17 protein-coding genes are annotated in these 25,179 nt (G+C 66.7%); 10 read left to right on the top strand and 7 right to left on the bottom strand.

What is annotated here, in order from left to right:
* Positions 1 to 15 precede the first annotated feature (15 nt).
* On the bottom strand, positions 16 to 3,666 hold the full coding sequence (locus AC1DSO_RS04450) for a TonB-dependent receptor (protein ID WP_477067700.1): 3,651 nt from the start codon (positions 3,664 to 3,666) through the stop codon (positions 16 to 18).
* Positions 3,667 to 3,957: 291 nt separating this feature from the next.
* On the opposite strand from AC1DSO_RS04450, the gene AC1DSO_RS04455 reads away from it, so the two are divergent.
* Positions 3,958 to 5,916 (top strand): rhamnogalacturonan lyase, encoded by a 1,959-nt coding sequence (locus AC1DSO_RS04455; RefSeq protein WP_477067701.1) that lies wholly within the window; start codon positions 3,958 to 3,960, stop codon positions 5,914 to 5,916.
* Complete coding sequence (locus tag AC1DSO_RS04460; protein ID WP_477067702.1) at positions 5,913 to 7,241, top strand: oligogalacturonate lyase family protein; 1,329 nt, start codon at positions 5,913 to 5,915, stop codon at positions 7,239 to 7,241. Before AC1DSO_RS04455 ends, AC1DSO_RS04460 begins: the two co-directional genes overlap by 4 nt.
* A gap of 16 nt (positions 7,242 to 7,257) precedes the next feature.
* On the opposite strand, the gene AC1DSO_RS04465 is transcribed toward AC1DSO_RS04460, so the two are convergent.
* From AC1DSO_RS04465 to AC1DSO_RS04490, 6 genes are all read right to left on the bottom strand, one after another.
* Entirely contained in the window at positions 7,258 to 10,302 is a 3,045-nt protein-coding gene (locus tag AC1DSO_RS04465; protein ID WP_477067703.1) for a DUF4982 domain-containing protein, read from the bottom strand.
* A gap of 233 nt (positions 10,303 to 10,535) precedes the next feature.
* A complete protein-coding gene (locus tag AC1DSO_RS04470) occupies positions 10,536 to 11,765 on the bottom strand; it encodes an SGNH/GDSL hydrolase family protein (protein ID WP_477067704.1) in 1,230 nt (409 codons plus the stop codon).
* Between the two features lie 27 nt (positions 11,766 to 11,792).
* Positions 11,793 to 12,563 (bottom strand): rhamnogalacturonan acetylesterase, encoded by a 771-nt coding sequence (locus AC1DSO_RS04475; RefSeq protein WP_477067705.1) that lies wholly within the window; start codon positions 12,561 to 12,563, stop codon positions 11,793 to 11,795.
* Positions 12,560 to 13,702: an FMN-dependent L-lactate dehydrogenase LldD gene (gene lldD / locus AC1DSO_RS04480; protein WP_477067706.1), complete on the bottom strand. Its 1,143-nt coding sequence runs from the start codon at positions 13,700 to 13,702 to the stop codon at positions 12,560 to 12,562. Before lldD ends, AC1DSO_RS04475 begins: the two co-directional genes overlap by 4 nt.
* Positions 13,703 to 13,706: 4 nt before the next feature.
* Positions 13,707 to 14,468 carry an SDR family NAD(P)-dependent oxidoreductase gene (locus AC1DSO_RS04485; protein WP_477067707.1) on the bottom strand — a complete coding sequence of 254 codons (762 nt, stop codon included), beginning with the start codon at positions 14,466 to 14,468 and terminating at the stop codon, positions 13,707 to 13,709.
* A 27-nt stretch (positions 14,469 to 14,495) separates the two neighbouring features.
* A complete protein-coding gene (locus AC1DSO_RS04490; protein ID WP_477067708.1) occupies positions 14,496 to 15,323 on the bottom strand; it encodes an IclR family transcriptional regulator in 828 nt (275 codons plus the stop codon).
* 228 nt (positions 15,324 to 15,551) lie between these two features.
* Between AC1DSO_RS04490 and rhmD the strand changes: the two genes are divergently transcribed.
* The 8 genes from rhmD to AC1DSO_RS04530 form a co-directional block, all read left to right on the top strand.
* Positions 15,552 to 16,730 carry an L-rhamnonate dehydratase gene (rhmD, locus tag AC1DSO_RS04495; protein WP_477067709.1) on the top strand — a complete coding sequence of 393 codons (1,179 nt, stop codon included), beginning with the start codon at positions 15,552 to 15,554 and terminating at the stop codon, positions 16,728 to 16,730.
* A gap of 22 nt (positions 16,731 to 16,752) precedes the next feature.
* Complete coding sequence (locus AC1DSO_RS04500) at positions 16,753 to 17,616, top strand: 2,4-didehydro-3-deoxy-L-rhamnonate hydrolase (RefSeq protein ID WP_477067710.1); 864 nt, start codon at positions 16,753 to 16,755, stop codon at positions 17,614 to 17,616.
* Positions 17,613 to 18,365, top strand: a complete 753-nt coding sequence (locus tag AC1DSO_RS04505) for an SDR family NAD(P)-dependent oxidoreductase (RefSeq protein ID WP_477067711.1) — start codon at positions 17,613 to 17,615, stop codon at positions 18,363 to 18,365. Before AC1DSO_RS04500 ends, AC1DSO_RS04505 begins: the two co-directional genes overlap by 4 nt.
* A 9-nt stretch (positions 18,366 to 18,374) precedes the next feature.
* On the top strand, positions 18,375 to 19,283 hold the full coding sequence (locus tag AC1DSO_RS04510) for an amidohydrolase family protein (RefSeq protein ID WP_477067712.1): 909 nt from the start codon (positions 18,375 to 18,377) through the stop codon (positions 19,281 to 19,283).
* Positions 19,284 to 19,324: 41 nt separating this feature from the next.
* Positions 19,325 to 19,660 carry an L-rhamnose mutarotase gene (gene rhaM / locus AC1DSO_RS04515; protein ID WP_477067713.1) on the top strand — a complete coding sequence of 112 codons (336 nt, stop codon included), beginning with the start codon at positions 19,325 to 19,327 and terminating at the stop codon, positions 19,658 to 19,660.
* 1 nt (position 19,661) lies between these two features.
* Positions 19,662 to 23,426 carry a beta-galactosidase gene (locus AC1DSO_RS04520; RefSeq protein WP_477067714.1) on the top strand — a complete coding sequence of 1,255 codons (3,765 nt, stop codon included), beginning with the start codon at positions 19,662 to 19,664 and terminating at the stop codon, positions 23,424 to 23,426.
* A gap of 45 nt (positions 23,427 to 23,471) precedes the next feature.
* Entirely contained in the window at positions 23,472 to 24,581 is a 1,110-nt protein-coding gene (gene bglB, locus AC1DSO_RS04525; protein ID WP_477067715.1) for a beta-galactosidase BglB, read from the top strand.
* A gap of 96 nt (positions 24,582 to 24,677) precedes the next feature.
* Positions 24,678 to 25,179 (top strand): MFS transporter (locus tag AC1DSO_RS04530; RefSeq protein ID WP_477067716.1); only part of this gene is annotated, 502 nt, incomplete at its 3' end.

Below are 25,179 nucleotides of genomic sequence, written 5' to 3' on the forward strand. Positions count from 1 at the left end.
CCACCCCGCATCGCTCTAGTTCTTGTAGACGAAGCCGACCGCGTAGCGGGCGCCGCCGAACTGCGCCGACCACGGATTGGCGCGGTCCGCGAAGCCAGCTCGGTCGGAGCCGACGCTCAGACGAGCGGCGTTCAGCAGGTTGCGACCTTCCACGTAGAGCTCGAGGTTCGGATTGACCCGACGCGAGATCTTGGCGTCCAGATATTCGTACTTCTCCGAATAGAGCGGCTCGCCCGGATTGTACGGGAAGCCGACGAAGTTGCCGATGTTGGTGTTCGGCGAGTTACGGACCGGCGAGGACGCGGTGGAGCTGCACGGCGAGATGCAAGTCAGGACTCGGTCGCGGGTCTGATAGGCGACGCGGATCTTGGTGACGTTGTCGTCGTACCAGAACACCAGGTTGGCGAAGTACTTCGACTGCCCGGCCGGATCCAGCGCGTCGGCGGTCAGCGGGTCGATATAGGCCGCCGCGGAGCCAGACTTGGTCGTCGAGACGTTGAAGTCCATACCGGTGTGCTTGAGCTTCCACGGCAGGCGCGTAAACGCCGTCCGCGCCGCGAACTCCCAGCCCGTCTGCACATAGCCCGGACCGTTGACGTACGTGTTCAGGCCGAACTCATAGTCGGAGAGCCGCCGGGTCGTGCCCGGGACGATTTCGTCGCTGCCGGCGAAGATGTTGCTATTCTTCAGCGGCACCTGAGCCGGCGCGCCGATCCGCACCTTCTGGCGGTAATAGGCCACGCTGAAGGAGGTATCGCGGTTCGGGTACCACTCGATGCTGGTGTTGTTTTTGGTCGCCGTATACGGCTTCAGGTCGGGATTGCCGATGGGGGTGTTGCCGCAGGTCATGTCCTGTTCGCTGCCATCGCTATCCTGGACGCCTTCCCGGCGCTCGTCATAGGTGCACGAGCCGCTCGGGAACAGGCGGTTCAGCGGCGGCGGCGCGATCGTCTTAGCCCACGAGTAGCGCAGCACCAGCCTGTCGGGGATCGCCCACAGGGCCGCGTTATAGGCCGGCATCCAGCCTGTATATTCGCGATTCAGGGTCACCGGCTTGGTGAAGGTGGTGGTGGCGATCCCCGCCGACGCCGAAGGGTCGGCCGGATTGAACGCCGCGGTCTTGACCGTGTAGGTCAAGCCTACATAGCCGGATCCGGACACCTCGGTCTTCAGCATGCGCATGCCGAGATTGCCGTTCAGCTCCATGTTGAACGGCAGCTGCTGTTCAAACTCCGCCATCCAGTACCAAGAATAGTACTTCTCCAGCGCCTTGTTGACCGGCTGGTCGTAGGTCTTGCCATCGCTGGCCTTGCAGGACTTCACGCAGTCGAAGTTGTAGTTCGCGGCGCTGGCCAGTTCGCTGAAGGCTTTCGGCACGTCGATGCTGTCCCACACCGTCAGGCCCTTGGTGCCCTCGAAGCCCTTCATGAAGGCGCCGGAGTTGTCCTGCAGGCTGTTCTGGAAGATCGAGATCAGCTTGGATTGCGGCACTGTCTCGACGCCGTACAGGAACGTGGTGCCGGTGGTGGGATTGGGCGCGTAGCCATAGGCGCAAGCGTTGGTCGCCGTGGTGCTGGCGACGTTCTCGCAGGCGCGGACGTCGCTGCGCAGCGCCATGGTCGGGACGAAGACCCCGGCAGAGGGCGAATAGCCGCCGGCGCCCCACGAGTTGGTAGTGGCTTCGCGGTAGAAGCCGCCGACCTTGAATCGCGTGAAGAAGGGCAGCTTGTCGTCGACCAGATAGCTGACGTCGAGCTTGTACTGATCCTCGCCGCTCTCGACGATCCGCGGGTTCCATTGCAGGCGCGATAGGGCGCTGTAGCTGGGCAGGCCGGGCGCGGTGGGGGCCAGCATCTGCACGAAGTTCGTCATGTTGGTCTCGTCGTACGAGGCCGGCGTGTCGATCGTCCAGATGCCGTTGTCCAGCGCGCGCATGGTCGCGTTGCCGTAGGTGTAGCTGCGCGAGAGGCGACGGTCGTAACGCGTATAGGAGGCGTCGGACCGGCCGCCGCGGAACTCGACCTTCAGCGGACCATTGTCGTAGTCGGCGCCGTACGTGATGTAGTTCGTCTTCCAGTCCTGGGTATTCTCGATGTGATCGATACCCACCGCGGCATTGGTGATGTCGAACGAGGTCAGGTGGTGCGCGTCATCGACCTTGATCGAACCTGGAATGATGTTGGCCGCCACCCCGTAAATCGGGAACGAGCCATTGGTGATCACCGTGCCGGGCGTGGTGTCGATCGCGGACACACCGGTCGGGAAGGCTCCGCTGAAGATCGAGTAACCCGATCCCGCCACGGCCGAGAGCGGATTGGCCGTACCGGCCGGATAGAAGGTGTTGTTGACCAGCGGCGAATTGACCGAGCCCACGGTGGCCGCGCCGAGTGAGGTGATGCCGCCGCGCGTGCGTTGGCGGTTGTCCTCGTGCTGCCTGCGGTTGGCGACCTGGTACTTGGCGAAGATCGTCAGGTTGTCGGTGACGCGATAGTCGAGGCGCAGGTCCCAGGACAGGCGGTTTTCGTACTGCGACCAGTTCTGGTCGCGCACCAGGTTCGGCGTGTAGTCGTTCCACTGGTTCAAGCAGCTGATCTGCGAGTTGATCATCGCCGCCTGCGCCGCTTGGCGGTTGCCGCCGTTGGTGCCCGCGGCGATGGTGTTCAGCTGGGCGTCGGTCAACAGGGGGAAGGCCGCCAGGCAGTCGGCCTTGGTCTTGGCGCCCGCTGACTTGGTGACCACGTCCAGCGGGGTCGGCGCGTTGAAGTTGCCACCGCCGCTGGCCAAGGCCCAGGTTCCGATCGGCGTGCTGGCGTCGATGCCGTTGGTCGCCGCCGGATTGTAGGCCCAGGTCTTGTTCGGCGAATTGTCGAAGTCGGCGAAACGCGTATAGCCCTGCTGGTTGTTCGAACCAGCGTTGTTCAGCGCGTGACTGTCGTTGTAGCGCTTGGTCGAGTTCAGGTTACCGACGAAGCCTAGGCGGCCCTCGAAGAATTGGCGGGCGCCGACGACGCCGATCTCGGGACCGGCCTTCTTCGACAGGGTATTGCCGGCGGCCGCGCCGCGCAGCGACAGATAAGGCTTCTTGAAGTCGAGCCCGGTGCGGGTCTGAATCTGCACCGTGGCGCCGAGGCCGCCGGGCGTCATGTCGGCCGTCTGGCCCTTGATAACGTCCAGGCTCTTGATCATTTCGGCGGGCAGCTCGCGCATGTCGGACGAGCGGCCGTCACCGCCCCCGGCCGCCAGGCTGAAGCCCGAGGCGGCGACGCCAAGGCCGTCCAGTTCGATGCGGGTAAGGTCGGCGCCGTTGCCGCGGATCGTGACGCCGTCGCCCTCACCAAAGCCATTGCGCTCGATGGCCACGCCGGCGATGCGCGACATGGCTTCGTTGACGTTGCTGTCCGGGAAGGAGCCGACATCGTCGGCGACGATCGAGTCCTGAGCCGTCTTGCTCCGCTTCTTGCGCTGGATCGCGTTCTGTTGCGAAGCGCGCGCGCCGACGACGATCACGTCAACCGTAGTCGGATCGTCGGCGCCTTTGATGGTGGTGGCTGAAGTCTGGCCGCCTGCCTGGGCAGCGGCTTGATCGGTGAGCGCGAGACCGGCGCTGAGCGCCAGGATCGAGGCGGTGGCGGCGGCCGCACGGCGGCGCGCCATGGTGAACTGCATGGTGTCCCTCCCTTTAGTTTCCTTGCCMGGAATCCCGTCCCCTGGGACCCCCGATGCCCCTGTCCCACGCGAACGATCCCGAAGGTCGACTCCACGCACAACGACGCATTCTTAGTACAATTACAGTAGTGCCACATATTGAGATGTCAATGCAATTTGTGGGAAGACAGAACATGGGTTTCGTGGTGTAACCCGAAGCGATCCCGACGGCCTCGCACGGCGCGCCGGACAGAAGCCGCTCACCGCGGCCAGCCGGGATCCTACAAAGGGTTCAGGGAGGGCCAGACGCCCATGACGGCACGTATGGGAATGCGGTTCGGCGCGACGATCTGCGCCGCCGCGCTGATGGCGAGCGGGGCTCAAGCCGCTCCCCGCTGGATGGAATCACTGGATCGCGGCGTCGTCGCCGTTCCCGCCAAGGACGGCGGCGTGCTGATCAGCTGGCGCCTGCTGGGCGACGACCCGACCAACGCAGCTTTCAATCTCTATAAGGACGGCAAGAAGCTGAACGCCAAGCCGCTGAAAGGCGGCACGGGCTTCGTCGACACCACGCCCGGCGCGGGCGCCTATTCGGTGCGGCTTGTCGCCAAGGGCAAGGAAGGCGCGGCCAGCGTTCCGGCCCAGGTCTGGGCTGACGGCTATCTCTCGATTCCGATCGAGCCACCGGCGGGCGGCGTCACCCCAGCGGGCGAGGCCTACTCATATACGGCCAACGACGCCAGCGTCGGCGACCTGGATGGCGACGGCCGTTACGAGATCATCCTGAAGTGGGATCCGACCAACTCGAAGGACAACGCGTTCGGCGGCTACGCCGGCAACGCCTTCCTCGATGCCTACACCCTGGACGGAAAACGCCTGTGGCGCATCGATCTGGGCCGCAACATCCGAGCGGGCGCGCACTACACCCAGTTTCAGGTCTTCGACTATGACGGCGACGGCAAGGCCGAGCTCGCCGTACGCACCAGCGACGGCACGATCGACGGGACCGGCAAGGTGCTGGGCGATCCCAACGCCGACTGGCGCGAAAGCGGCGGCGAGCGGCCTCAGGCCGACCGGACCGGGGCCTTCGTCACGCCGGACGGAACCAAGGTCGCCAAGGTTCAGGGCCGCATCCTGCGCGGCCCAGAATATCTGACCGTCTTCGAAGGCGCCACGGGCAAGGCTCTGGTCAGCGCGCCCTACACTCCCCCGCGCGATCCCCGCACCGACGCGCCCACGGTCGAACAGATGACCGAGATCTGGGGCGACGGTTACGCCAACCGCTCCGACCGCTTCCTGGCCGGAACCGCCTATCTGGACGGCCAGCGTCCCAGCATCGTCATGGCCCGCGGCTACTACGGCCGCTCGACCCTGGCGGCCTGGGACTGGCGGGACGGCAAGCTGACCCAGCGCTGGCTGTTCGACAGCGCCGCGCCGGGCAACGAGGCCTTCGGCGGCCAGGGCAATCACCAGCTCAGCGTCGCCGACGTCGACGGCGATGGCCGTGACGAGATCATCTACGGCTCGATGACGGTGGACGACAACGGCAAGGGCCTGTGGAGCGCCCGCCTCTTCCACGGCGACGCCATGCACGTCGGCGATCTCGACCCCACCCATCCGGGCCTGGAGAAGTTCGGCGTCCACGAAAGCCCCAAGATGAACGGCGGCGTGGGCGCGGCGATGCTGGACGCCAAGACCGGTAAGGTCTTATGGAGCACGCCCACCGATCGCGACACCGGCCGGGGCCTGGCCGCCGACATCGATCCACGCTTCCCTGGCGACGAGGCCTGGGGCACGAATTCGGACGCGCTCTACACCGCTCAAGGCAAAGCCATCGAGGGCGTCAAGCATCCCCGTCAGACGAACTTCGCGATCTGGTGGGACGGCGACGACCTGCGAGAGCTTCTGGACAAGAACCAGATCAGCAAGTGGGACTGGAAGACCGGCCAAGCCACGCCGCTGCTGACCGCCGAGGGCATGCTGTCCAACAACGGCACCAAGTCGACGCCGACCCTATCGGCCGACATCCTGGGCGACTGGCGCGAGGAGGTGATCTGGCGGGCCGACGACAACAAGTCCCTGCGGATCTACGCCACGCCCTACCCCACCGAGCGGCGTCTGGTGACTCTGATGCACGACCCGCAATACCGCGTGTCGATCGCTTGGCAGAACACCGCCTACAACCAACCGCCCCACACCAGCTTCCAGCTCGGCGAGGGCATGAAGTCGCCCAAGCCGGCGGCCATCGTCACCCGGAAGGCGTTCCAATGAAGTTGTTTCTGATTGGCGGCCTGATCGCCCTCCTGCTGAGCGGCGCGGCGTCGGCTCAGGATATGCAGACCGCCGCCAAGCCTGGCGCTCCCGAAGCGCCGCTGGAATGGGTAGACAAGGCCACTGGCCACCGGATCGTCCGCCTCTCGCGCGAGCCCGGCAGCTCCAGCCTCTACTTCAACTACAACGGCTACACGCCCAAGGGCGACCGGCTGGTCTTCTCGTCGCCGAACGGCATCACGGCCATGGACCTGACGACCCGCGCCCTGACCAAGATCGTCGAAGGCCGGGTCCGTCTGCTGTTCGTCGGCCGCAAGACCGGCGCGGTCTATTACGAGAAGGCGCTGACCACCGATCCGATGGGCCCCAAGGCGGTCATGGCCACCGATCCCTACACCAAGGCCACCCGCGAAGTGGCCAAGATGGACCGCGGGTCCTTGCAGACCCTCAACGCCGACGAAACCCTGCTGGCCGGCGTCGCCGTCCGCACCGACGTGCCAATACCACCGAACCTGGCCGACTCCCTGCCCAAGAACCCCGATGACGTGAAGAGCGCCGACGGCCGCGAGCTGAGCTACGCCGAGGGCCGCGAGGTGCAGCTGAACGCGCGCCTGGACAGCCGCATCCCGATGGAGATCTTCACGATCAACACGGTCACGGGTGAGCGCAAGATCGTCCATCAGGCGACCGACTGGCTGAACCACCTGCAGTTCTCGCCCACCGATCCGGGCCTGCTGATGTTTTGCCACGAGGGTCCGTGGCACAAGGTCGACCGCCTGTGGCTGGTCCGTGTCGACAAGACGGGCGATACACCGGTCAAGATCCACAGCCGCACCATGAACATGGAGATCGCGGGCCACGAATGGTTCAGCGCCGACGGCAAGACCGTCTGGTACGACCTGCAGACCCCGCGCGGCGAGGACTTCTGGGTCGCCGGCTACGAAATCGCCACCGGCAAGCGCAACTGGATGCACGTCCAGCGCAACGACTGGTCGGTGCACTTCAACAGCTCGCCGGACGGCAAGCTGTTCGCCGGCGATGGCGGCGACAGCGAAATGGTCGCCCATGCGCCGGACGGCAAATGGATCGTGCTGCTGAAGCCTCGCGCCGTGCCGGACGTCGCCGGCATCCATGCGCCCGGCGCCGAGCACCTGATCGCCCCCGGCGTCCTGGACTCCGAGCGCCTGGTCGACATGCGCGGCCACGACTATCGCCTGGAGCCGAACGTCAACTTCACGCCGGACGCCAAGTGGCTGGTGTTCCGCTCCAACATGCATGGGGCGAACCAAGTCTACGCGGTCGAGGTGGCCAAGGCGCGGCCGTAAAGGCCGCGCCCGCCTTCTACTTCACGCGCCGTAGCAGCTCGGCCTCGATGATCCCGAGCGCGCCGCCGGTGGCGACCTTCTCGGCGCCCGTGTCCAACCCGGCGCGGGCGCCGTTCACTTCCACGATCTTGCCAAAACCGTCGCGGTCGATCGTGCCGCCCGTCAGGGCGATGCGTAGGCGGGTCCCCTTCACCGGCTTCAACGGCAGGGCGACATAGCCCAGGGTCTTGGCCGGCTCGCCCTCGTAGACCACGACGCCGTCCATGGTGACGCGCAGCGGGTACGAACGCAGACGCCAGCCGATCAACTTCAGCTCTAGCTCGTCGACCACCTGGGGCTTGTCCAGGCGGTACTCGATCCAGGCGTTGGCCAACTGGCCGTCGCTGGCCCAGTGGGTCATCTCGTCGTCGTCCTGGGCATGGCCGACGGTGTCGGCATTCGAGCCGGCGGTCGTCGCGATCGGCCGCACCGTCACCCGCCAGGGCTTGAACGACGGGGTCGCCGGCGTCGGGCCGCGCGCCAGGCTCACCGGCAGGGCGTCGTCGCCCGCCGGCCAGCGGCCGTCCGCCTTCGGCGGCGCGGCCACGTCCAGGGTCAGCGAGGCCGCGGGCAGCCCCTCGGCCTGGGCGGTGACGGTCACCTTGCCGCTCTCCAAAGTCGAGCGCAGCGACACGCGATTGACGCCCGCCTCGACCGGTAGGGTCTTGGCCAGGATGAAGTTGTCGTCGCCGCGCGCGGCGCCCGGGAAACTGGTGACCTGGTCGGCGCCCGCCGGCTTCTGCGGCTCGGCGGACGTCGGGGCGGCGGGCTTGCGGCCTAGCGAGTCGCCCTGGGCGATGCCGCCGCGCCACTCGACCGGTCCCGAGGTCGAGAAGTTGATCGTGTTCAGCGCCGTCGGCACGCGGCGTCCCTGCTTGTCGACGACCTCGACATCGACCAGCGCTAGATCCGCCCCGTCGGCCTTCCAGCCACCCGGCCCAGTGCGCGGCGTCAGGCGCAAGGCGGCGGGCTCGCCGGTCGTCTCCACCGCATGGGTCGAGATGACCTTGCTCTTGGCGTCGTAGCCGATCGCCTCGAGCTTGCCCGGCGCCCAAGCCACCTTGTCGAAGGTGAACAGGAAGCCGTCGCTCTTGCGGCCAAAGCCCAGTGAGCGGCCGTTCAGCTTCAGCTCGACCTTGTCAGCGCTAGAGATCACCAGCAGATCCTTGACGGTCCCGGGGGCGTAGTTCCAGTGGCCGACGATGTGCGATCGCGGCCGCTCGACGTCGACCCAGCCGTCCCACATCACCTGGTGGGCGTAGAAGCCTTCCTTGGGCAGGCGCATGGCGTCCACCTCGCCGCTGCGGCGATAGTTGTTGTCGCCCCGGAAGTGGGTGTTGCTGTCGGAGAAGATGATATTGACCCCGCCCGAGCTGACCCGGTCGCCGCCGCCCGGACGCTCGCGCCAGTAGTCGTACCAGCGGCGGACGTTCTCGGCCGCGTGGCTGTCCTGATTGCGGTTGTAGTCGGGGCTGTCCTTGTGGAACGGCGGCGTGAAATCGTCCTGGAACTTCCGCGCGCCCTCGTCGCGGGAATATTCCATCGCCCAGACCGGCTTGGTGGCGCTCTTGTTGATGTAGAGCATCTCGCCGCCATACTCGGCGACCTTGCTGGACAGCATCTCGCGCGAGCCGATGGCGCGGCCGCCGTGCGGGTCGAACCGGTCCCGGATGGCCTTGAGCTCGGCCATGTGTTCGTCGCTGATGTTCTCGTTGCCGCCCTCGTAGAAGACGATCGACGGATTGTTGCGGAAACGGACGATGGCGTCGGCCATCACCTCCTTGCGCTGGTCCCAGCGGCGGCCGGTGACGTCGCTCTCGGCGTCGCCGGCGGGCATGGCCTGCATCAGCCCCACGCGATCGGCCGAGGTCACGTCCTGGCGGGCCGGGGTGATGTGCATCCAGCGTACGAGATTGCCGCCGCTCTCGACCATCAGCGCATTCGAGAAGTCGYTGATCCAGGGCGGGATGTCGGTCCCCAAGGCCGGCCATTCGTTGCTGGTCCGCTGGGCATAGCCGTGGACCTGGATGACACGGTCGTTCAGCCGGATCATGCCCTGGCCAAAGGCGGTCTTGCGGAAGCCGGTGCGGGTGACGACCTCGTCGACCGCCTTGCCATCCTCCACCAGAGTCGTGCCGACCGCGTAGAGATAGCCGTAGCCCCAGCTCCAGAAATTCAGACCCTTCAGCCGTTGCTTGGCCGAGACCACGCGCGTCTCGCCAGGCGCCAAGGTGACAGTGGGGCCGACGAACGCGCCGACCGTCTTGCCGTCCACGTCGCGGACGGTGACGCGGTAGCTGAACGTGCGCGGCCGGTCAGTCTCGTTGCGCACCTGGGACTCCGCGTGGATCGTCGCGGCGCGGCCCTTGATGTCGAAGTCGTCGGCCCAGACGTAGACGCCGGTCGTGCCGAGGCTGGAATACAGCGGCAAGGTCTGGTGCAAGCCGCCAGTCAGGTGCAGCCGCACGGCGCGGTGGATACCGCCGTAGTTCACATTGAAATTGTTGTTGTTCCACTGGAAGCCGCTGCTGGTGGCGCGCTCCTTGTACTTCCAGTCGCTGTCGACCCGCACCGCGACCACGTTCTCGAACGGCGCGGGCTTGAGAAGCTTGGACGCGTCGACGCCGAAGGCCGTGATGCCGTTCTCGTGCCCCCCGGCCAAGACGCCGTTGACATAGACGTCGCCGGCCTGGCGCACGCCCTCGAACTCCAGGAAGGCCTTACCGCCGGCCGCGAAGATTTCCGGCAGGACGAAGCGCTTGCGGTACCAGGTGATCCCGCCTTTCAGATCATGGATGTCGACCTTGAAGGCCTCGTCCTCGTTAAAGGCGCGCGGCAAGGTGACCGCCTTCCAGGCCGTATCGTCGAAGTCGGGCTTCTCGGCGCCGGCCGCCTCGCCGGTCGCCATCCTCCAGCCGTCGTTGAACGTGAACTCGGCGCGTTGGGCCAGGACCTGGACCGGTGCGACGGCGGCGGCCAGCACGGCCAGGGCAAGGGGAGCGGACCGGGGAAAGCTCGACATGGAACGCCTCCGATTGGTCAGGCCAGTTTCGGCTCATCCGCACGTTTGGCTTGACAGGCCGCGACCTGTCAAGCAATCTCATTATATCGAATGATATCTCATAATTTGGGATTTTGTTCGGGAGCGCCGGTCGCCTCCTCGACCCCGTTCCTCGCGATTGACTGCCCGCCTTCCCCCCGTGCGGGCTCATGGAGCGCCTCCTCCAGGCGCTCCATTTTTCTTTTCCGCCCCGCCTATTTCGCGCCGAACAGCGCCTTGTCCGCCGTCTCGGCCATCAGCGCGTAGCCGGCGTCGGCCGGGTGCAGGTGGTCACCGCTGTGGAATCCGTCAGGCATCTGGCCCGGCTTGGCCGGATCCTTGCCGACCGCCTCGAAGTCGATCACCCCGTCGAACGCGCCGCTTGTGCGAATCCAGGTGTTGACGGCCTGGCGCGTCGCCTCGCCGGCGGCGTGGTAGTACATCGCGCCTTCGAACGGCAGGATGGTTCCGCCCCAGATCTTCACGCCCCGGGCGTGCGCCCTTTCGATCAACTGGCGGTAGCCAGCGATCAGCTCGTCGGGCGTAACGGCCTCGCTGGCGTAGCCGGGCTGGGCCGCGCGGCCGATGTCGTTGATGCCCTCCAGCACGACCACCGCGGCCACGCCGGGCACGGACAGGACGTCACGGTCGAAGCGCGACAGGGCGCTAGGCCCCGAACCCTCGCGCAGCAGCCGGCCGCCGCTGATTCCGACATTGACGACGCTCCAGTCGCCGCCGCGCGCGGCGATGCGGGCCGCCAACTGCTCGGGCCAACCCTTGTCGGCGAACGGAGTCGAGCCCGCGCCCTCGGTAATCGAATCGCCGATCGTCACCAGCACCGGTCTTTGGGCCGCGCCACGCACGTCGACGCCCGAAACCAGGCCGGGCCCGCGCAGGGCCTGCTCGCCGGGCGTGTCGGTCTTGGCGGTGTGGTTGCCCTGTGGCGAAAGGAAGAGGCGCACGCGGTGACCGGCCGGCGCGGTGGGCTCCACGTAGAAGGTCGAGACCGAGATGTAGTCCATGGCCTTGACCGGCAGAGCGACCGGATCGCTGAGCAGCGGCCCGCCCGGCGGGATCAAGGTCTCGGCGCGACCACCGAACGTGACGCGGATCGGCGCGCCCAGTGGTTTGCCATCGGGGCCGGCCAGGGCGACGCTCATCGCCCCGACCTTCAAGGGCCGCTCGCCCAGCTCGTTGGTCAGGCGCAGGCGCAGCGCCTCGCCGCCGAGGTTGAGACGCATGACTTGGCGGGCGGTGATGTCGCTGAACGCCCGCACCTCGTTGGGCCGGGCCACCGCCTGCGAGACGCTCGGCGCCGTACCCCAGGCGCCCGACCAGGCCGATAGCGGGGCCGCGACCACCGCCGGCCTGGCCTTGGGCGCCGACAGGACCGGCGTGGCCGAAAGAAGAGCAAGGGCGAGCAGGCCCGCGCGTGACAGCTTCATGAAGTCCCTCTTTGAATCAGGTGGGGATCAGGGGCAGGTCGGGCCGCCCAGCTTGGCCTGGGCCGCCACGGAGGCCGGATGGACGCTCCGGGAGATCGGCAGCTTCAGGGCCGCCAGGCGCGTGGCCACCAGGGCCGCGCCCAGGCGCGCGCCCTGCTCGTTGATGTGGGTGTCGTCGCTGACGCCCTCGGGATAGCGGGCGACGTGGTCGTAGGGCTTGTACTGGAGATAGAGCCCGCGTGAGGCCAGCTCTCCCCTCGCCTTCAGCGCCGCCATCATGTCGCCGTCCAGGTCGACCAGCGGAACCTTCAGGTCGGCGGCCACTCGGTGGATCGTCGCGGCATAGGGGCCGTGGGCGTCCTTGGGCTGGCCGTTCTCCCACATCCAGCGGGCGATCGGCGTCACCAGCACCGGTGTGGCCTTGGCCGCCCGCACATCGGTCACGAACCGGCGCAGGTTGACGTCGTAGGCGCCGTTCGGATCGGTGAAACGGACGATTTTCTTGGTGTCGGCGTCGTTGTGGCCGAACTGGATCAGGACCGTGTCACCGGGCTTCAGCTGGGCCAGCAGCTGGTCCCAGAGACCCTCCTCGATGAAGGTCTTGGTCGAGCGGCCGCCGCGCGCCAGGTTCACCACCTCGACGTTCGGATTCAGCGAGCACTTCAGCACCATGCCCCAGCCCATCTGCGGATAGCGATCGGCGCCGTAGTTGGCGGCGGTGGAGTCGCTGGCGATGACGATCCGTTGAGCCGGCGGCGCGGCGCTGATGGCGGCGGCGAGCGCGAGGGCGGCGATCACGACTTGAACTCCGCGAGGATGGATCGGTCGATGCTGGCGAGATCACGGACACCGGTCAGGGCCATGGCCACCCGCATCTCCTTTTCGATCAGGTCCAGCAGTTGGGTGACGCCCGTCTCGCCGCGCGCGGCCAGGGCGTAGACGAAGGCTCGCCCCAGCAGGACGCCCTTGGCCCCCAGGGCCAGCATCCGCACGACGTCGAGCCCCGAGCGCACGCCGCTGTCGGCGAGGACCGTCAGCCGGTCACCCACCGCGTCGGCGATGGCCGGCAAGGCCCGAGCCGAGGACAGCACGCCGTCCAGTTGGCGGCCACCATGGTTGGAGACGATGACCCCGTCCGCGCCGATGTCGGCGGCGGCCTTGGCGTCCTCGGGATCCAGCACGCCCTTGATGATCAGCGGGCCCTTCCAGAGCTCGCGGATCCATTCCAGGTCCTTCCACTGAATGGACGGGTCGAAGTTCGCCCCCAGCCAGCCCATGAAGTCCTCGAGCCCCGAATTGGCGCCCAGCACCGGGGCGACATTGCCCAGGGTGTGGGGACGGCCCATCACCCCGACGTCCCAGGCCCACGACGGCTTGAACGCCGCCTGGACCAGCCGGCGGGCGGCGGCGTTGGGACCGCTCATGCCGGAGTGGGCGTCGCGATAGCGGGCGCCGGGCACCGGCATGTCGACCGTGAAGACCAGGGCCGTGGCCCCGGCCGCGCTGGCCCGGGCCAGCAGGTCACGCATGAAGGCCCGGTCGCGCAGCACATAGAGCTGGAACCAGATCGGCGCGGACGAGGCCTTGCTGACCTCGTCGACGTCGCAGACCGAGACCGTCGACAGGCAGAACGGCACGTTCTTCTTCGCGGCCGCCCTCGCCGCCTGGCACTCGCCACGGCGGGCATACATGCCCGTCAGGCCGACCGGGGCCAGAGCGACCGGCAGGGCCTGCTTCACACCGAACAGAGTGGTCGAGAGGTCGGCCGCCGAGACGTCCTTCAACACCCGCTGGCGCAGGGCGATGTCGGCCAGGTCGGAGACGTTCCGCTGCAGGGTCCGCTCGGCATAGGCGCCGCCGTCGATATAGTCGAACAGGAAGCGCGGCAGCTTGCGCCGCGCCGCCTCACGGAAGTCCGTGGTCGAGGAGACGATCACTGGGCTACTGCAGGTTCACGAACATGCCGCCGTCGACCAGCAAGGCCGCGCCGGTGACGTACTTGGCCAGATCCGAGGCCAGGAACACGATCGGTCCGGCCAGGTCGTCGGGCTCGCCCAGGCGACCCAGCGGGATGCGGCCGGCCATGTATTCGCGCTTGGCGACGTCGGCCAGGTCTTCCTTGTTGATCGCCGTCTCGATGGTGCCCGGCAGCACCGAGTTGCAGCGAATGCCATGCTTCCCGAGCGCGATAGCGGTCGATTGCATGAGGCTGTGCACGCCGGCCTTGGTCGGGGTGTAGTGGGTCTGCATGCCGCCGCCGACCAGGGCGCTGATCGAGCTGACGGCGACGATGGCGCCGCCGTGGCCCTGCTTGACCATCTGGTTGGCCGCCGCCTGCACCATGTAATAGGCGCCGAACAGGTTGACCTTCATCGTCCGCTCCATGACCTCGGGCGGCATGTCGAGGAAGGCGTGGAAGGGGCAAATTCCGGCGTTGTTGACGAAGACGTCGATCTTGCCGAACGCCGAGACGGCCGCTTCGACGAACGCCTTGGCGGTGGCGACGTCGGCCACGTCACCCTTCACGGCGATGGCGCGACGGCCCAAAGCCTCGATCTGAGCGACGGCGTCGGCCGCGCCGGCTTCGTCGGAGTGGTAGTTGATCGCCACGTCCGCGCCGTGCTGGGCGCAACCGATCGCGGCGGCCTTGCCGATCCCCTGCGAGGCGCCGGTCACCAGCACCACCTTGTTCTTCAGAAGCATCGTTCCTCCCATAAGTTGGCCGCCTAGCTACTTGCCGACGGCCGTCCTTTTTCCGTTCCAACCGAGATCGCGGCCGATGGCGTTGGCCGTGTCGCGGACATCGTCGACCAGCGACTGCATCCGCTCGTCGTCCATATACTGGGCCGCGCCCGAGACGCTGATCGCGCCGACGACCTGGCCCGCGGCTCCGCGGATCGGTGCGGCGACGCAGCGGATGCGGTCTTCGTTTTCTTCCAAGTCGAAGGCCACGCCCCGCTTGGAATAGTCGCGCATCCAGTCGATCCATTGCTTCTCGTCCGGAGCGCCCGGCGCGGGCGGACCTTCCGAGCGATAGAGCGTACGCCAGCGGTCCTCGGTGTCGTCCAGAACCAAGGCCTTGCCCAGGCCGGTCGAGCGGATCGGCTGGCGGTCGCCGACGCGCGAGCTGATATTGATCCGCCGGCGGCCGGTCAGCTTGTCGAGATAGAGGGCGCGGTCGTCGTCGAGCACGCCCAGGTGCACCGTGTCCTCGGTGTCTTCCCACAGCCTTTCCAGGTGCGGGCGGGCAATGCGCGGCAGGTCCATCTGCTGGCTGGCCAGATAGCCCAGCTCCAGCAGTTTCGAACCCAGGCTGTAGCCTTCGCGCGGCGCCTGCGAAAGCAGACGGCGCTCGACCAGAGCCGTGGCCAGACGGTGAGTCGTGCTGCGGGTCAGGCCCAATTGCTTGGCCAGGGCTGGCAGGGCGATGGTCCCGGACTCGGCGACCATGTCCAGCAGATCGAGGCCGCGGAACAAGGTCTGGCTGCCGCTGGGGCTCTTGGTCGTCGCGTTTTCGTCCGCCGCCACCGGTTCCGCTCCCCTTGACGCTGGTTTCATTTTGTAGCACTACCTCTCATATTGTGGAACGCAAGGCAAGCGGAACGACGGCGACTCTCTCGGAGGTCGCCGGCCTCGCGAACCGACAGCGTGTCACAGGTTGTGTTGGGGAGGTAGGCGGCGCCGAATGGCTCCGCCAGGGGCTTGCCGGAAGGGTTCCGGAGGCGCGCCTTCCTTGTCTCGGGCGTCGTCGTTGGGCGAGCCCAAAAGGTTGGAGCCTCATCGTCCATGGCGTTTCCGGTCATCAAGCACGTACGCGCGTTCGTGGTTCGCGGCGGCGGCGCCGATTATCACGACCAGGGCGAGGGCCACTGGATCGACGACCACATCGCCACGCCGATGTCGCGCTACCCGGAATATCGCCAGAGCCGCCAGAGCTTCGGCATCAACGTGCTGGGCACGCTGGTCGTCGAGATCGAGGCCGCCGACGGCACGATCGGCTTCGCGGTGACCACCGGCGGCGAGCCGGCCGCCTATATCGTCGAAAAGCACCTGGCCCGCTTCCTGGAAGGTCGTGACCCGGCCGAGGTCGAGAAGATCTGGGACCAGATGTACTTCTCCACCCAATACTATGGCCGCAAAGGCTTGGTGGTGAACGCCCTGTCGGGCGTCGACCTGGCCTTGTGGGACCTGCTGGGCAAGCTGCGCCAGGAACCGGTCTATCACCTGCTGGGCGGCAAGGTCCGCGACGAGCTGACCTTCTACGCCACAGGCGCCCGACCGGACCTCGCCAAGCAGATGGGCTTCATCGGGGGCAAGATGCCCCTGCACCACGGCCCGGCCGAGGGCGAGGAAGGTCTGCGCAAGAACCTCGAGGAACTCGCCACCATGCGCGAGCGGTGCGGCGAGGACTTCTGGCTGATGTTCGACTGCTGGATGGCGCTGGACCTCAACTACGCCACCAAGCTGGCCCACAAAGCCCACGAACATGGCCTCAAATGGATCGAGGAAGCGCTCAGCCCCGACGACTACTGGGGCTATCGCGACCTGAAGAAGAACGCCCCCAAGGGCATGCTGGTCACCACCGGCGAGCACGAGGCCACCCGTTGGGGCTTCCGCATGCTGCTGGAGATGGAGTGCTGCGACATCATCCAGCCGGACGTGGGCTGGTGCGGCGGCATGACCGAGATCATCAAGATCTCGAACCTGGCCGACAGCCGCGGCGTGCTCTGCATCCCGCACGGCTCCAGCGTCTACAGCTATCACTTCGTGATCACCCGCCATAACAGCCCGTTCGCCGAGTTCCTGATGATGGCTCCCAAGGCAGACGAGGTGGTCCCGATGTTCCACCCGCAGCTGATCGGCGAACCCGTGCCGGTGAACGGCAAACTCAAGCTCTCCGACGCGCCGGGCTTCGGCGTCGAACTCAATCGCGAGGTCGGTCTGCACCGGCCTTACGCCCGCTGACCTCCCTGAAGGCGAAACACTGATGAAACTGCTCCGCTACGGCCCCAAGGGCTCCGAGAAGCCCGGCCTCCTCGACGCCGAGGGCAAGATCCGCGACCTGTCCGGCCACGTGGCCGACATCACCGGCGCCCAGCTCTCGCCCGCCAGCCTGAAGGCCCTCGCCGCCATCGATCCCGCCACCCTGCCCGTCGTCGAGGGCTCGCCCCGCTATGGCGTGCCGGTGAACGGCGTCTCGAAGTTCATCGCCGTGGGCCTGAACTTCGCCGACCACGCCGCCGAGTCGAACCTGCCGATCCCGGAAGAGCCCGTGCTGTTCACCAAGGCGGTCAGCTGCCTGACCGGCCCGAACGATCCGGTCATGATCCCCAAGGATTCGCTGAAGACCGACTGGGAGGTCGAGCTGGGCGTGGTGATCGGGTCGCGCGCCCGCTACGTCTCCGAAGCCGAGGCCCTGGATTACGTGGCCGGCTACGTCCTGATCAACGACGTCTCCGAGCGCGCCTTCCAGATCGAGCGCGGCGGCACCTGGGACAAGGGCAAGGGTTGCGACACCTTCGGCCCGGTCGGCCCCTGGATGGTCACCTCGGACGAGGTCGGCGATCCGCAGAATCTCGGCATGTGGCTGGACGTCAACGGCCAGCGCAAGCAGGACGGCTCGTCCAAGACCATGATCTTCCCGATCAGCAAGCTGGTCTCGTACATCAGTGAGTTCATGACGCTGGAGCCTGGCGACCTGATCACCACGGGCACCCCGCCCGGCGTTGGCATGGGCCAGAAGCCCGAGCCCGTCTACCTGAAGGCCGGCGACGAGATCCGCCTGGGCATCGAGAAGCTGGGCGAGCAGCGCCAGATCGTGGTGGCCTGGACCAAGGAAGGCGTCGCGTGAGCACTCCCTACGCCAATCGTTTCGCCGGTCGCACGGCGGTGATCACCGGCGGCGCCTCGGGCCTGGGCCGTTCGGTCGCCGCCCGCATCGTCGCCGAGGGCGGCCAGGTCTCGCTGTGGGACCTTGACGCCGACGGCCTGAAAGAGGCCGCCGCCGAAGTGGGCGCGGCCCACGTCGTCGCCCTGGACGTCTCGGACGAAGCCGCCGTCAACGCGGCGGCCAAGGCGTCCAACGACGCCCTCGGCCGCATCGACATCCTGATCGCCTCGGCCGGCATCACTGGCGCCACCGCTCCGGTGCACGAGTATCCGACCGAGAGCTGGAAGCGCGTGATCGACATCAACGTCCACGGCGTCTTCTATTGCTGCAAGTCGATCGTGCCCTTCATGCTGACCAACAGCTACGGCCGGATCGTCAACGTCGCCTCGGTGGCCGGCAAGGAAGGCAATCCCAACGCCAGCGCCTATTCGGCGTCGAAGGCGGCGGTGATCGGCTTGACCAAGTCGCTGGGCAAGGAGCTGGCCACCAAGGGCGTGATCGCCAACAGCATCACCCCGGCCACCTTCGAGAGCCCGATCCTGGAGCAGCTGCCCAAGAGCCAGGTCGACTACATGCGCGGCAAGATCCCGATGGGTCGCCTGGGCGAAGTCCACGAGAGCGCGGCCATGGTCTGCTTCATGGCCTCGGAGGAATGCAGCTTCACCACCGCCGCGACCTTCGACACTTCCGGCGGTCGGACCACGTTCTAGGAGGGAGYCATGGCGTATACAGGCCCCATCGTCGATCCCCACATGCACCTGTGGGACCTCGATCGGCACTACTACGCCTGGCTTCAGGACACGCCGCTGCCGAACAACCCGGCCGGCGACATCAGCTCCATCGCCTACAAGTCCTACGGGCTGGACGACTATCTGGCCGACGCCAAGGGCTGGAACGTCGTTCAGGTCGTCCACGTCGAGTGCGGCCTGCCGCCCAAGGATCAGCTCTCCGAGACCGATTGGTTGCAGGCGATCGCCGACCAGCGCGGCGTGATCGGCGGCATCGTGGCCGGGGCCAATCTGGACGATCCGAACGTCGAGGTGATGCTGGCCGCCCACGCCAGCCGCGAGGCCGTCCGGGGCATCCGCCAGATCGTCAACTGGCACGCCGATCCGGCCAAGACCTACGGCCCGACCGACAAGCTGCTCGGCGCCCAATGGCGTGAAGGGTTCGCGCTCCTGGCCAAGTATGGCCTGTCGTTCGACCTGCAGCTCTACGCGTCGCAGATGGCGGTCGCCGCCGAGCTGGCCGACGCGCACCCGGACATCCCGCTGATCGTCAATCACGCCGGCATGCCGACGGATCGCGACGAGGCGGGTCTGGCGGCTTGGCGCGAGGGCCTGGCCGTCCTGGCCCAGCGCCCGAACGTCAGCTGCAAGATCTCCGGCCTGGCCATGGTCGATCGATCATGGACGACGGCGAGCCTGAAACCTTTCGTGCTCCAGGTCATCGAGACCTTCGGCGTCGAGCGCTGCATGTTCGCCAGCAACTTTCCGGTCGAGAAGGTCCACGGCAGCTTCGGCGCCTTCTACGCCGCCTACGACGCGATCACGGCCGGCTTCAGCCATGACGAGCGCGAGGCGCTGTTCGCCGGGACCGCGCGGCGGATCTACCGATTACCGCACTGACAAGAACAAGATCGCCGCAACAAGAAAACGGGAGGAAGACGATGAGCACGACGACGGAAAGCCGCCCCCTCGCCTTCCGCATGCAGTTGAAGCCGGGTGTCGCCGCCGAGTACGAGCGCCGCCACGACGAACTCTGGCCCGACTTGGCCGAGGCCCTGCGCGACGCAGGGATCCACGACTATTCGATCTTCCTGGACGAGGAGACCATGAGCCTCTTCGCCGTGCTGCGCCTGCGCCCCGACCACAACAAGGACGCCCTGCCGCTGCAGCCGGTGATGAAGCGCTGGTGGGACTACATGGCCGACCTGATGGAAGTCCATCCAGACAACAAGCCGGTCGAGTGGCCGCTGAAGCCCGTCTTCTACTTCGAGGGCTGAGATGCGCTCCTCCCTCCTGTTCGGCCTAACCGCCGCGCTGCTGGCGACCTCCGCACTTGCTGAGCCCGTCCGCTACACGATGACGGCGTTCACCAACGCCAGCCAGTCGAACATGAGCGTGTACGACTCGGCCGACGGGACGCGGTTCACGCTGAAGAAGCCGCTGGCCTACACGCCGCCCCAGGGGCTCATCCGCGACCCCAGCGTGATGAAGCACACCGACGGCTGGTACTATGTCGCCTACACCACCGGCTGGACCGGCGACACGATCGGCCTGGCCCGCAGCCAGAACCTGGTCGACTGGACCTTCCTGCGCGACGTGAAGGTCGACGTTCCCGGCGCCACCAATAGCTGGGCGCCCGAGTGGTTCGTCGACCAGGACGGATCGATCAATCTGATCCTGTCGGTCTCGACTACCGGCATCGCCGGCCAGTTCCAAGCCTATCGCCTCACGGCGAGCGACGCCTCGCTGACGACCTGGAGCGCGCCCAAGCCCCTGTCCGGGCTGGGTCCGAACTTCATCGACACCTTTGTCGTACGCCAGGACGGGCTCTATCAAGCCTTCGCCAAGAACGAGACGACCAAGTTCATCGAGCTTTGGACCGCCCCCTCGCTGGACGGCCCGTGGGCGCCGAAGGGAACCGGCGACTGGGCCGGCTGGGGCCGCTTCCTGGAAGGCCCGGCCATGGCCCGCACGCCCGACGGCGGCTGGCGGATCTATTTCGACGAGTACATGGCCAAGCGATATTGGTACTCGGACAGCAAGGACGGCTTCAGGACCTGGACGAAAAAGGCTGAATTGCCTGAGCTTTCCGGCACGGTGCGTCACTTCACGGTGCTCAAGGAAGGCGGCGACCAAGCCGTCGCGACCAAGCCGGTGGAAGCCCACAAGATCACCTGGGACAAGTACTCGCTGAAGGTCGACGGCGAGCGCATCTTCTCCTGGGGCGGCGAGTTCCACCCCTTCCGCGTGCCCAGCCCCGATCTGTGGCGCGACATCCTCCAGAAGATGAAGGCCAGCGGCTACAACACCGTCGCGATCTATTTCGACTGGGGCTACCACTCGCCTAAGCAGGGAGTCTACGACTTCAGCGGCGTGCGCGACGTGGACCGCGTGCTGACGATGGCCAAGGAAGAAGGCCTCTACGTCATCACCCGCGCCGGGCCCTATGTGAACGCCGAGCTGACCCGGGGCGGCTTCCCCGGCTGGCTGGTCAACCAGCAGGCCMGCGCCCGCACCGACGCGCCGGAATACATCCAGGCCGCCGACGAGTGGCTGACCCAGATCAACGCCGTCATCGCCCGCCACCAACTGACCACCGGCCAGGGCACGGTGATCGCCCATCAGATCGAGAACGAACTGGACGTCGTCGGCGCGCCGCAGCAGCGCTACATGCGGTGGCTGGCCGACAAGGCCAAGGCCGACGGCATCACCGTACCGATCTTCCACAACGACAAAGGCCGCAACGGCTACTGGGTGCCGAAGGGTTCGAACGTGCCGGGCACGGTCGAAGGCCCCAATGACCTCTACGCCTTCGACGGCTACCCGGGCGGCAACTGCCGAGTCGACTCCAAGCCGGCCAGTCCGGGCGTCGCGCCCGACTGGGGGATCTACGGCGCCAGCGGCGCCAAGGGCGGCGCCTTGGCCAGCCCCAACACCCCCGGCTTCCTGGCCGAGTTCGGCGGCGGCTGGTTCGACTATTGGGGCAGCAACGGCGACTACGACTGCACGGCCATCCACCGCGGCGTCGGCTATCAGCGGGTGTTCTACGCGACCAACATCGCCAACGGCATCACGCTGCAGAGCTTCTACATGACCTATGGCGGAACCAGCTGGGGCTGGCTGCCGGCCCCGGTGGTGTTCAGCTCGTACGACTACGGCTCGGCCATCGACGAGGCCCGAGGCCTGCGCGACAAGATCCGGGTGATGAAGCAGATGGGCGAGTTCATCGCCGCCGTCCCCGACATCACCCGCATGGACAAGGGCGAGGCGGTTGTCCCATCGAACGACAAGGTCCGCGTCTATCACAACGTCAACGCCGAGACCGGCAGCCACCTCTATGTGGTCGTCCACAACCCCAGCAGCGCCACCGGCGACGAGGCTTTCACCTTCAAGCTGAAGATCCGCGACGGCGACTATGTGGTCCCGTCGCGGATCAAGGGCCAGGACGCCAAGATGCTGATGGCCAGCTACGATCTGGGCGGCCAGCGGCTGGTCTATTCGACCTCCGAGATCCAGACGCACCTGAAGTGGAACGACGGCGATCTGGCCCTGCTCTACGGCCGCGCCGGCGAGACGGGCGAAACGGTGCTGCGCTACGCCAGCGCGCCGAAGGTAGAGGTCATCGAAGGCGACGTCACGTCCGCCTTCGACGCGGCCAAGGGCGACCTGAAGCTGACCTACGCCCACAAGGGCCTAGCCCGTGTGCGGATCACCGGCGGCGGTCGCCCTTCTCTGACCCTGCTGCTGGCCGACGCCGAGACGGGTCAGACCTTCTGGCGGCGCGACGACGTGTTGGTGCGCGGCCCAGGCCTGGTCCGCAGCGACGCGCTTAAGGGCGGCGCCCTCTCCCTGACCGGCGACACCGAGACCGACAGCCCGCTCGAAGTCTTCGCGCCCAAGGCCGTGACCTCGATCCGCTGGAACGGCGCCAAAGTCGCGGCCAAGGTGACGGCCTCGGGCAGCTTGCTCGCCGACAAGGCGCTTGCCGGTCCGGCCGCGATCACCCTGCCCGATCTCGCCAAGCTCGACTGGAAGACCACGTCCGGCACGCCCGAGACCGATCCGAAGTTCGATGACGGCTCCTGGTTGAAGACCGAGGGCCGCCGCAGCGGCTCGACCGTGCGCGGTCCCACCGGCCAGCCGGCGCTGGACATGAGCACCTACGGCTTCCACCAGGGCGACGTCTGGTATCGCGGCCGCTACCAGGGCCAGGCCGACATCGACACCCTGACCCTGCACTACGGGGCCGGCGGCGCGGGGATGCTGCAGGTTTGGCTGGACGGCCGGTTCCTCGGCGAGCACGAACTGGACGGCGGCCTGCCCCGTCCGATCACCACGGGCGTGGCCACCTTCAAGCTGCCCGAGGACCTGCGCGGAGCCGGCGAGCACGTGCTGTCGGTCATGGTCCGCAACAACGGCCACAACTGGGATCTCGACGCCGACGACTTCCACAAGGAAGCGCGCGGTCTGGTCTCGACCTCGCTGTCGGGTCCCGGCAGCTACAGCTTCGCCGTGCCGATCGCCTGGAAAATCCAGGGCAACAAGGGCGGCGAGGACATCCAGGATCCGGTGCGCGGCAACCCCAACAACGGCGGTCAGTACGGCGAGCGTGAAGGCTGGCACCTGCCGGGCTTCCCGGACACGTCGTGGGCCAAGGCCGAGATGGCGGCGACCAAGCCCTATGCCGGCACGACCTGGTACCGGACCAGCTTCGACCTGGCCCTGCCCAAGGATCATGACGTGACCCTGGGCCTGTCGATCGGCGATCCCGACAAGCCGCGCTCGCCGAACAAGCGCTACCGCGTGCTGATCTTCGTCAATGGCTGGAACATGGGCCAGTTCATCGCCCATGTCGGCCCGCAGCGGACCTTCGTGCTGCCCAACGGCATCGTCGATCCGCGCGGCAAGAACACCATCGCCCTGGCCGTGACCAGCGACGGCGCTCCCGGCGACGCGCTCGAAGCCGTCAAGCTCGTCAACCTGCGCACGGTGCGCGGCGGCGTCCCCGTCGCTCGCGTGCCCGCTCCCGATTTCAAACCCTAAGACCGGCGCTCCCTCGCCGCTCTAAGACCGACACTGGAGACTATCGTGCCCAATCTCGCCCACGGCCTCGAGGCCAAGGACATCAAGGCCAAGATCGCCCTGCTGATCAGCAATCTGGTCGACATCAAGGACGAGACCGGCGAGTTCCTGCTGCGCCTCGACGACGGCCGGGTGATCGACACCAAGGGCTGGAACGACTGGGAGTGGACCCACGGCGTCGGCCTTTACGGCCTGTGGAAGCAGTACGAGATGTACGGCGACGAGCGCGCCTTCGACATCATGACCCAGTGGTTCGCCGACCGCTTCGAAGCCGGCACCCCGACCAAGAACATCAACACCGTCTCGCCGTTCCTGACCCTGGCCTATCTGTACGAAGCCACCGGCGACCACACCTACGTCCCCTATCTGGAGACCTGGGCCGACTACGTCATGTACGAGGGCCCGCGCACCGAGGAAGGCGGCTTCCAGCACATCGTGTTCAACAGCGAGAACCCGCAGCAGCTGTGGGACGACACGCTGATGATGAGCGTGCTGCCGCTGGCCAAGATCGGCCTGTTGCTCGACCGCCCCGACTTCGTCGAGGAGGCCAAGCGCCAGTTCATGGTCCACATCAAGTACCTGGCCGACCGCAAGACCGGCCTGTGGTTCCACGGCTGGACCTTCGAAGGCCGCCACAACTTCGCCGACGCCCTGTGGGCGCGCGGGAACTGCTGGGTAACCATCGCCATCCCCGAGTTCATCGAACTCCTAGACCTGAAGCCCGGCGACGGCCTGCGCGCCTTCCTGATCGACGCCCTGGAAGCGCAGATCAAGGCGCTGACTGAGTATCAGGACCAGGCCACGGGCCTGTGGCACACGATCATCAACGACAAGACCTCGTACCTGGAGGCCTCGGCCACGGCCGGCTTCGCCTATGGCGTCCTCAAGGCCGTGCGCAAGCGCTATATCGGCAAGGAATACGAGGCGGTCGCCATCCGCGCCATCAAGGGCGTGCTGGCCAATATCGACGACAAGGGCGAGCTGCAGCAGGTCTCGTTCGGCACGCCGGTGTTCGACACGATCCAGGGCTACAAGGACATCCCCCTGACCTCGATGCCCTATGGCCAGTCGCTGGCCATGCTGGCCCTGGGCGAGTTCCAGCGCGCCTTCATCTAACGCCACCTCCGCATCAACTGATCCGGCCCCTTTCGCTCTTGGGGCCGGGTCAGCAAGGGGCGCCAAGACCCCTCCTCAAAGGGAAACGAGACGACCATGGCCACGCCGGACATCCGCAAACCCACCTGGGTCACCTATTGGGGCTGGGGTTCCGGCGACATGCTGGGAGCCGGCGCGCAAGCCGTGATCACCGGCTGGCTGGCCTATTTCTTCATTACCTTCTGCGGGCTGTCGCCAGTCGAGACGGGCCTGATCCTGGGTCTGCCGCGCCTGCTGGAAGCGATCACCTGCCCGCTGATCGGCTACATCTCCGACAACCTGCGCCACACCTGGATTGGCCGGAAGATCGGGCGGCGCAAGATCTTCCTGATCCTGACCATTCCGCTGTTGCCGGCCTTCGCGCTGATCTTCGTCACCGGCCAGACCTTCGTCTACTACCTTCTCACCTTTGTTTTCTTCGAGTTCCTCTACACGATGTTCCTGATCCCGTGGGAAACCCTCGCGGCGGAGATGACCAAGAAGTACGAAGAGAAAGCCAAGTTCGCTGGCGCGCGAATGATGATCGCCCAGAGCTCGGCGATCCTGGCCTCTTACCTGC

It is taken from the genome of Caulobacter sp. P4_E5, from assembly GCF_056401555.1.

What these genes read in the sequence shown, in the direction of transcription:
- AC1DSO_RS04450 (WP_477067700.1), bottom strand. Translation starts at nt 3,666, where the DNA reads ATGCAGTTCACCATGGCGCGCCGCCGTGCGGCCGCCGCCACCGCCTCG.
- AC1DSO_RS04455 (WP_477067701.1), top strand. Translation starts at nt 3,958, where the DNA reads ATGACGGCACGTATGGGAATGCGGTTCGGCGCGACGATCTGCGCCGCC.
- AC1DSO_RS04460 (WP_477067702.1), top strand. Translation starts at nt 5,913, where the DNA reads ATGAAGTTGTTTCTGATTGGCGGCCTGATCGCCCTCCTGCTGAGCGGC.
- AC1DSO_RS04470 (WP_477067704.1), bottom strand. Translation starts at nt 11,765, where the DNA reads ATGAAGCTGTCACGCGCGGGCCTGCTCGCCCTTGCTCTTCTTTCGGCC.
- AC1DSO_RS04485 (WP_477067707.1), bottom strand. Translation starts at nt 14,468, where the DNA reads ATGCTTCTGAAGAACAAGGTGGTGCTGGTGACCGGCGCCTCGCAGGGG.
- AC1DSO_RS04490 (WP_477067708.1), bottom strand. Translation starts at nt 15,323, where the DNA reads ATGAAACCAGCGTCAAGGGGAGCGGAACCGGTGGCGGCGGACGAAAAC.
- rhmD (WP_477067709.1), top strand. Translation starts at nt 15,552, where the DNA reads ATGGCGTTTCCGGTCATCAAGCACGTACGCGCGTTCGTGGTTCGCGGC.
- AC1DSO_RS04500 (WP_477067710.1), top strand. Translation starts at nt 16,753, where the DNA reads ATGAAACTGCTCCGCTACGGCCCCAAGGGCTCCGAGAAGCCCGGCCTC.
- AC1DSO_RS04510 (WP_477067712.1), top strand. Translation starts at nt 18,375, where the DNA reads ATGGCGTATACAGGCCCCATCGTCGATCCCCACATGCACCTGTGGGAC.
- rhaM (WP_477067713.1), top strand. Translation starts at nt 19,325, where the DNA reads ATGAGCACGACGACGGAAAGCCGCCCCCTCGCCTTCCGCATGCAGTTG.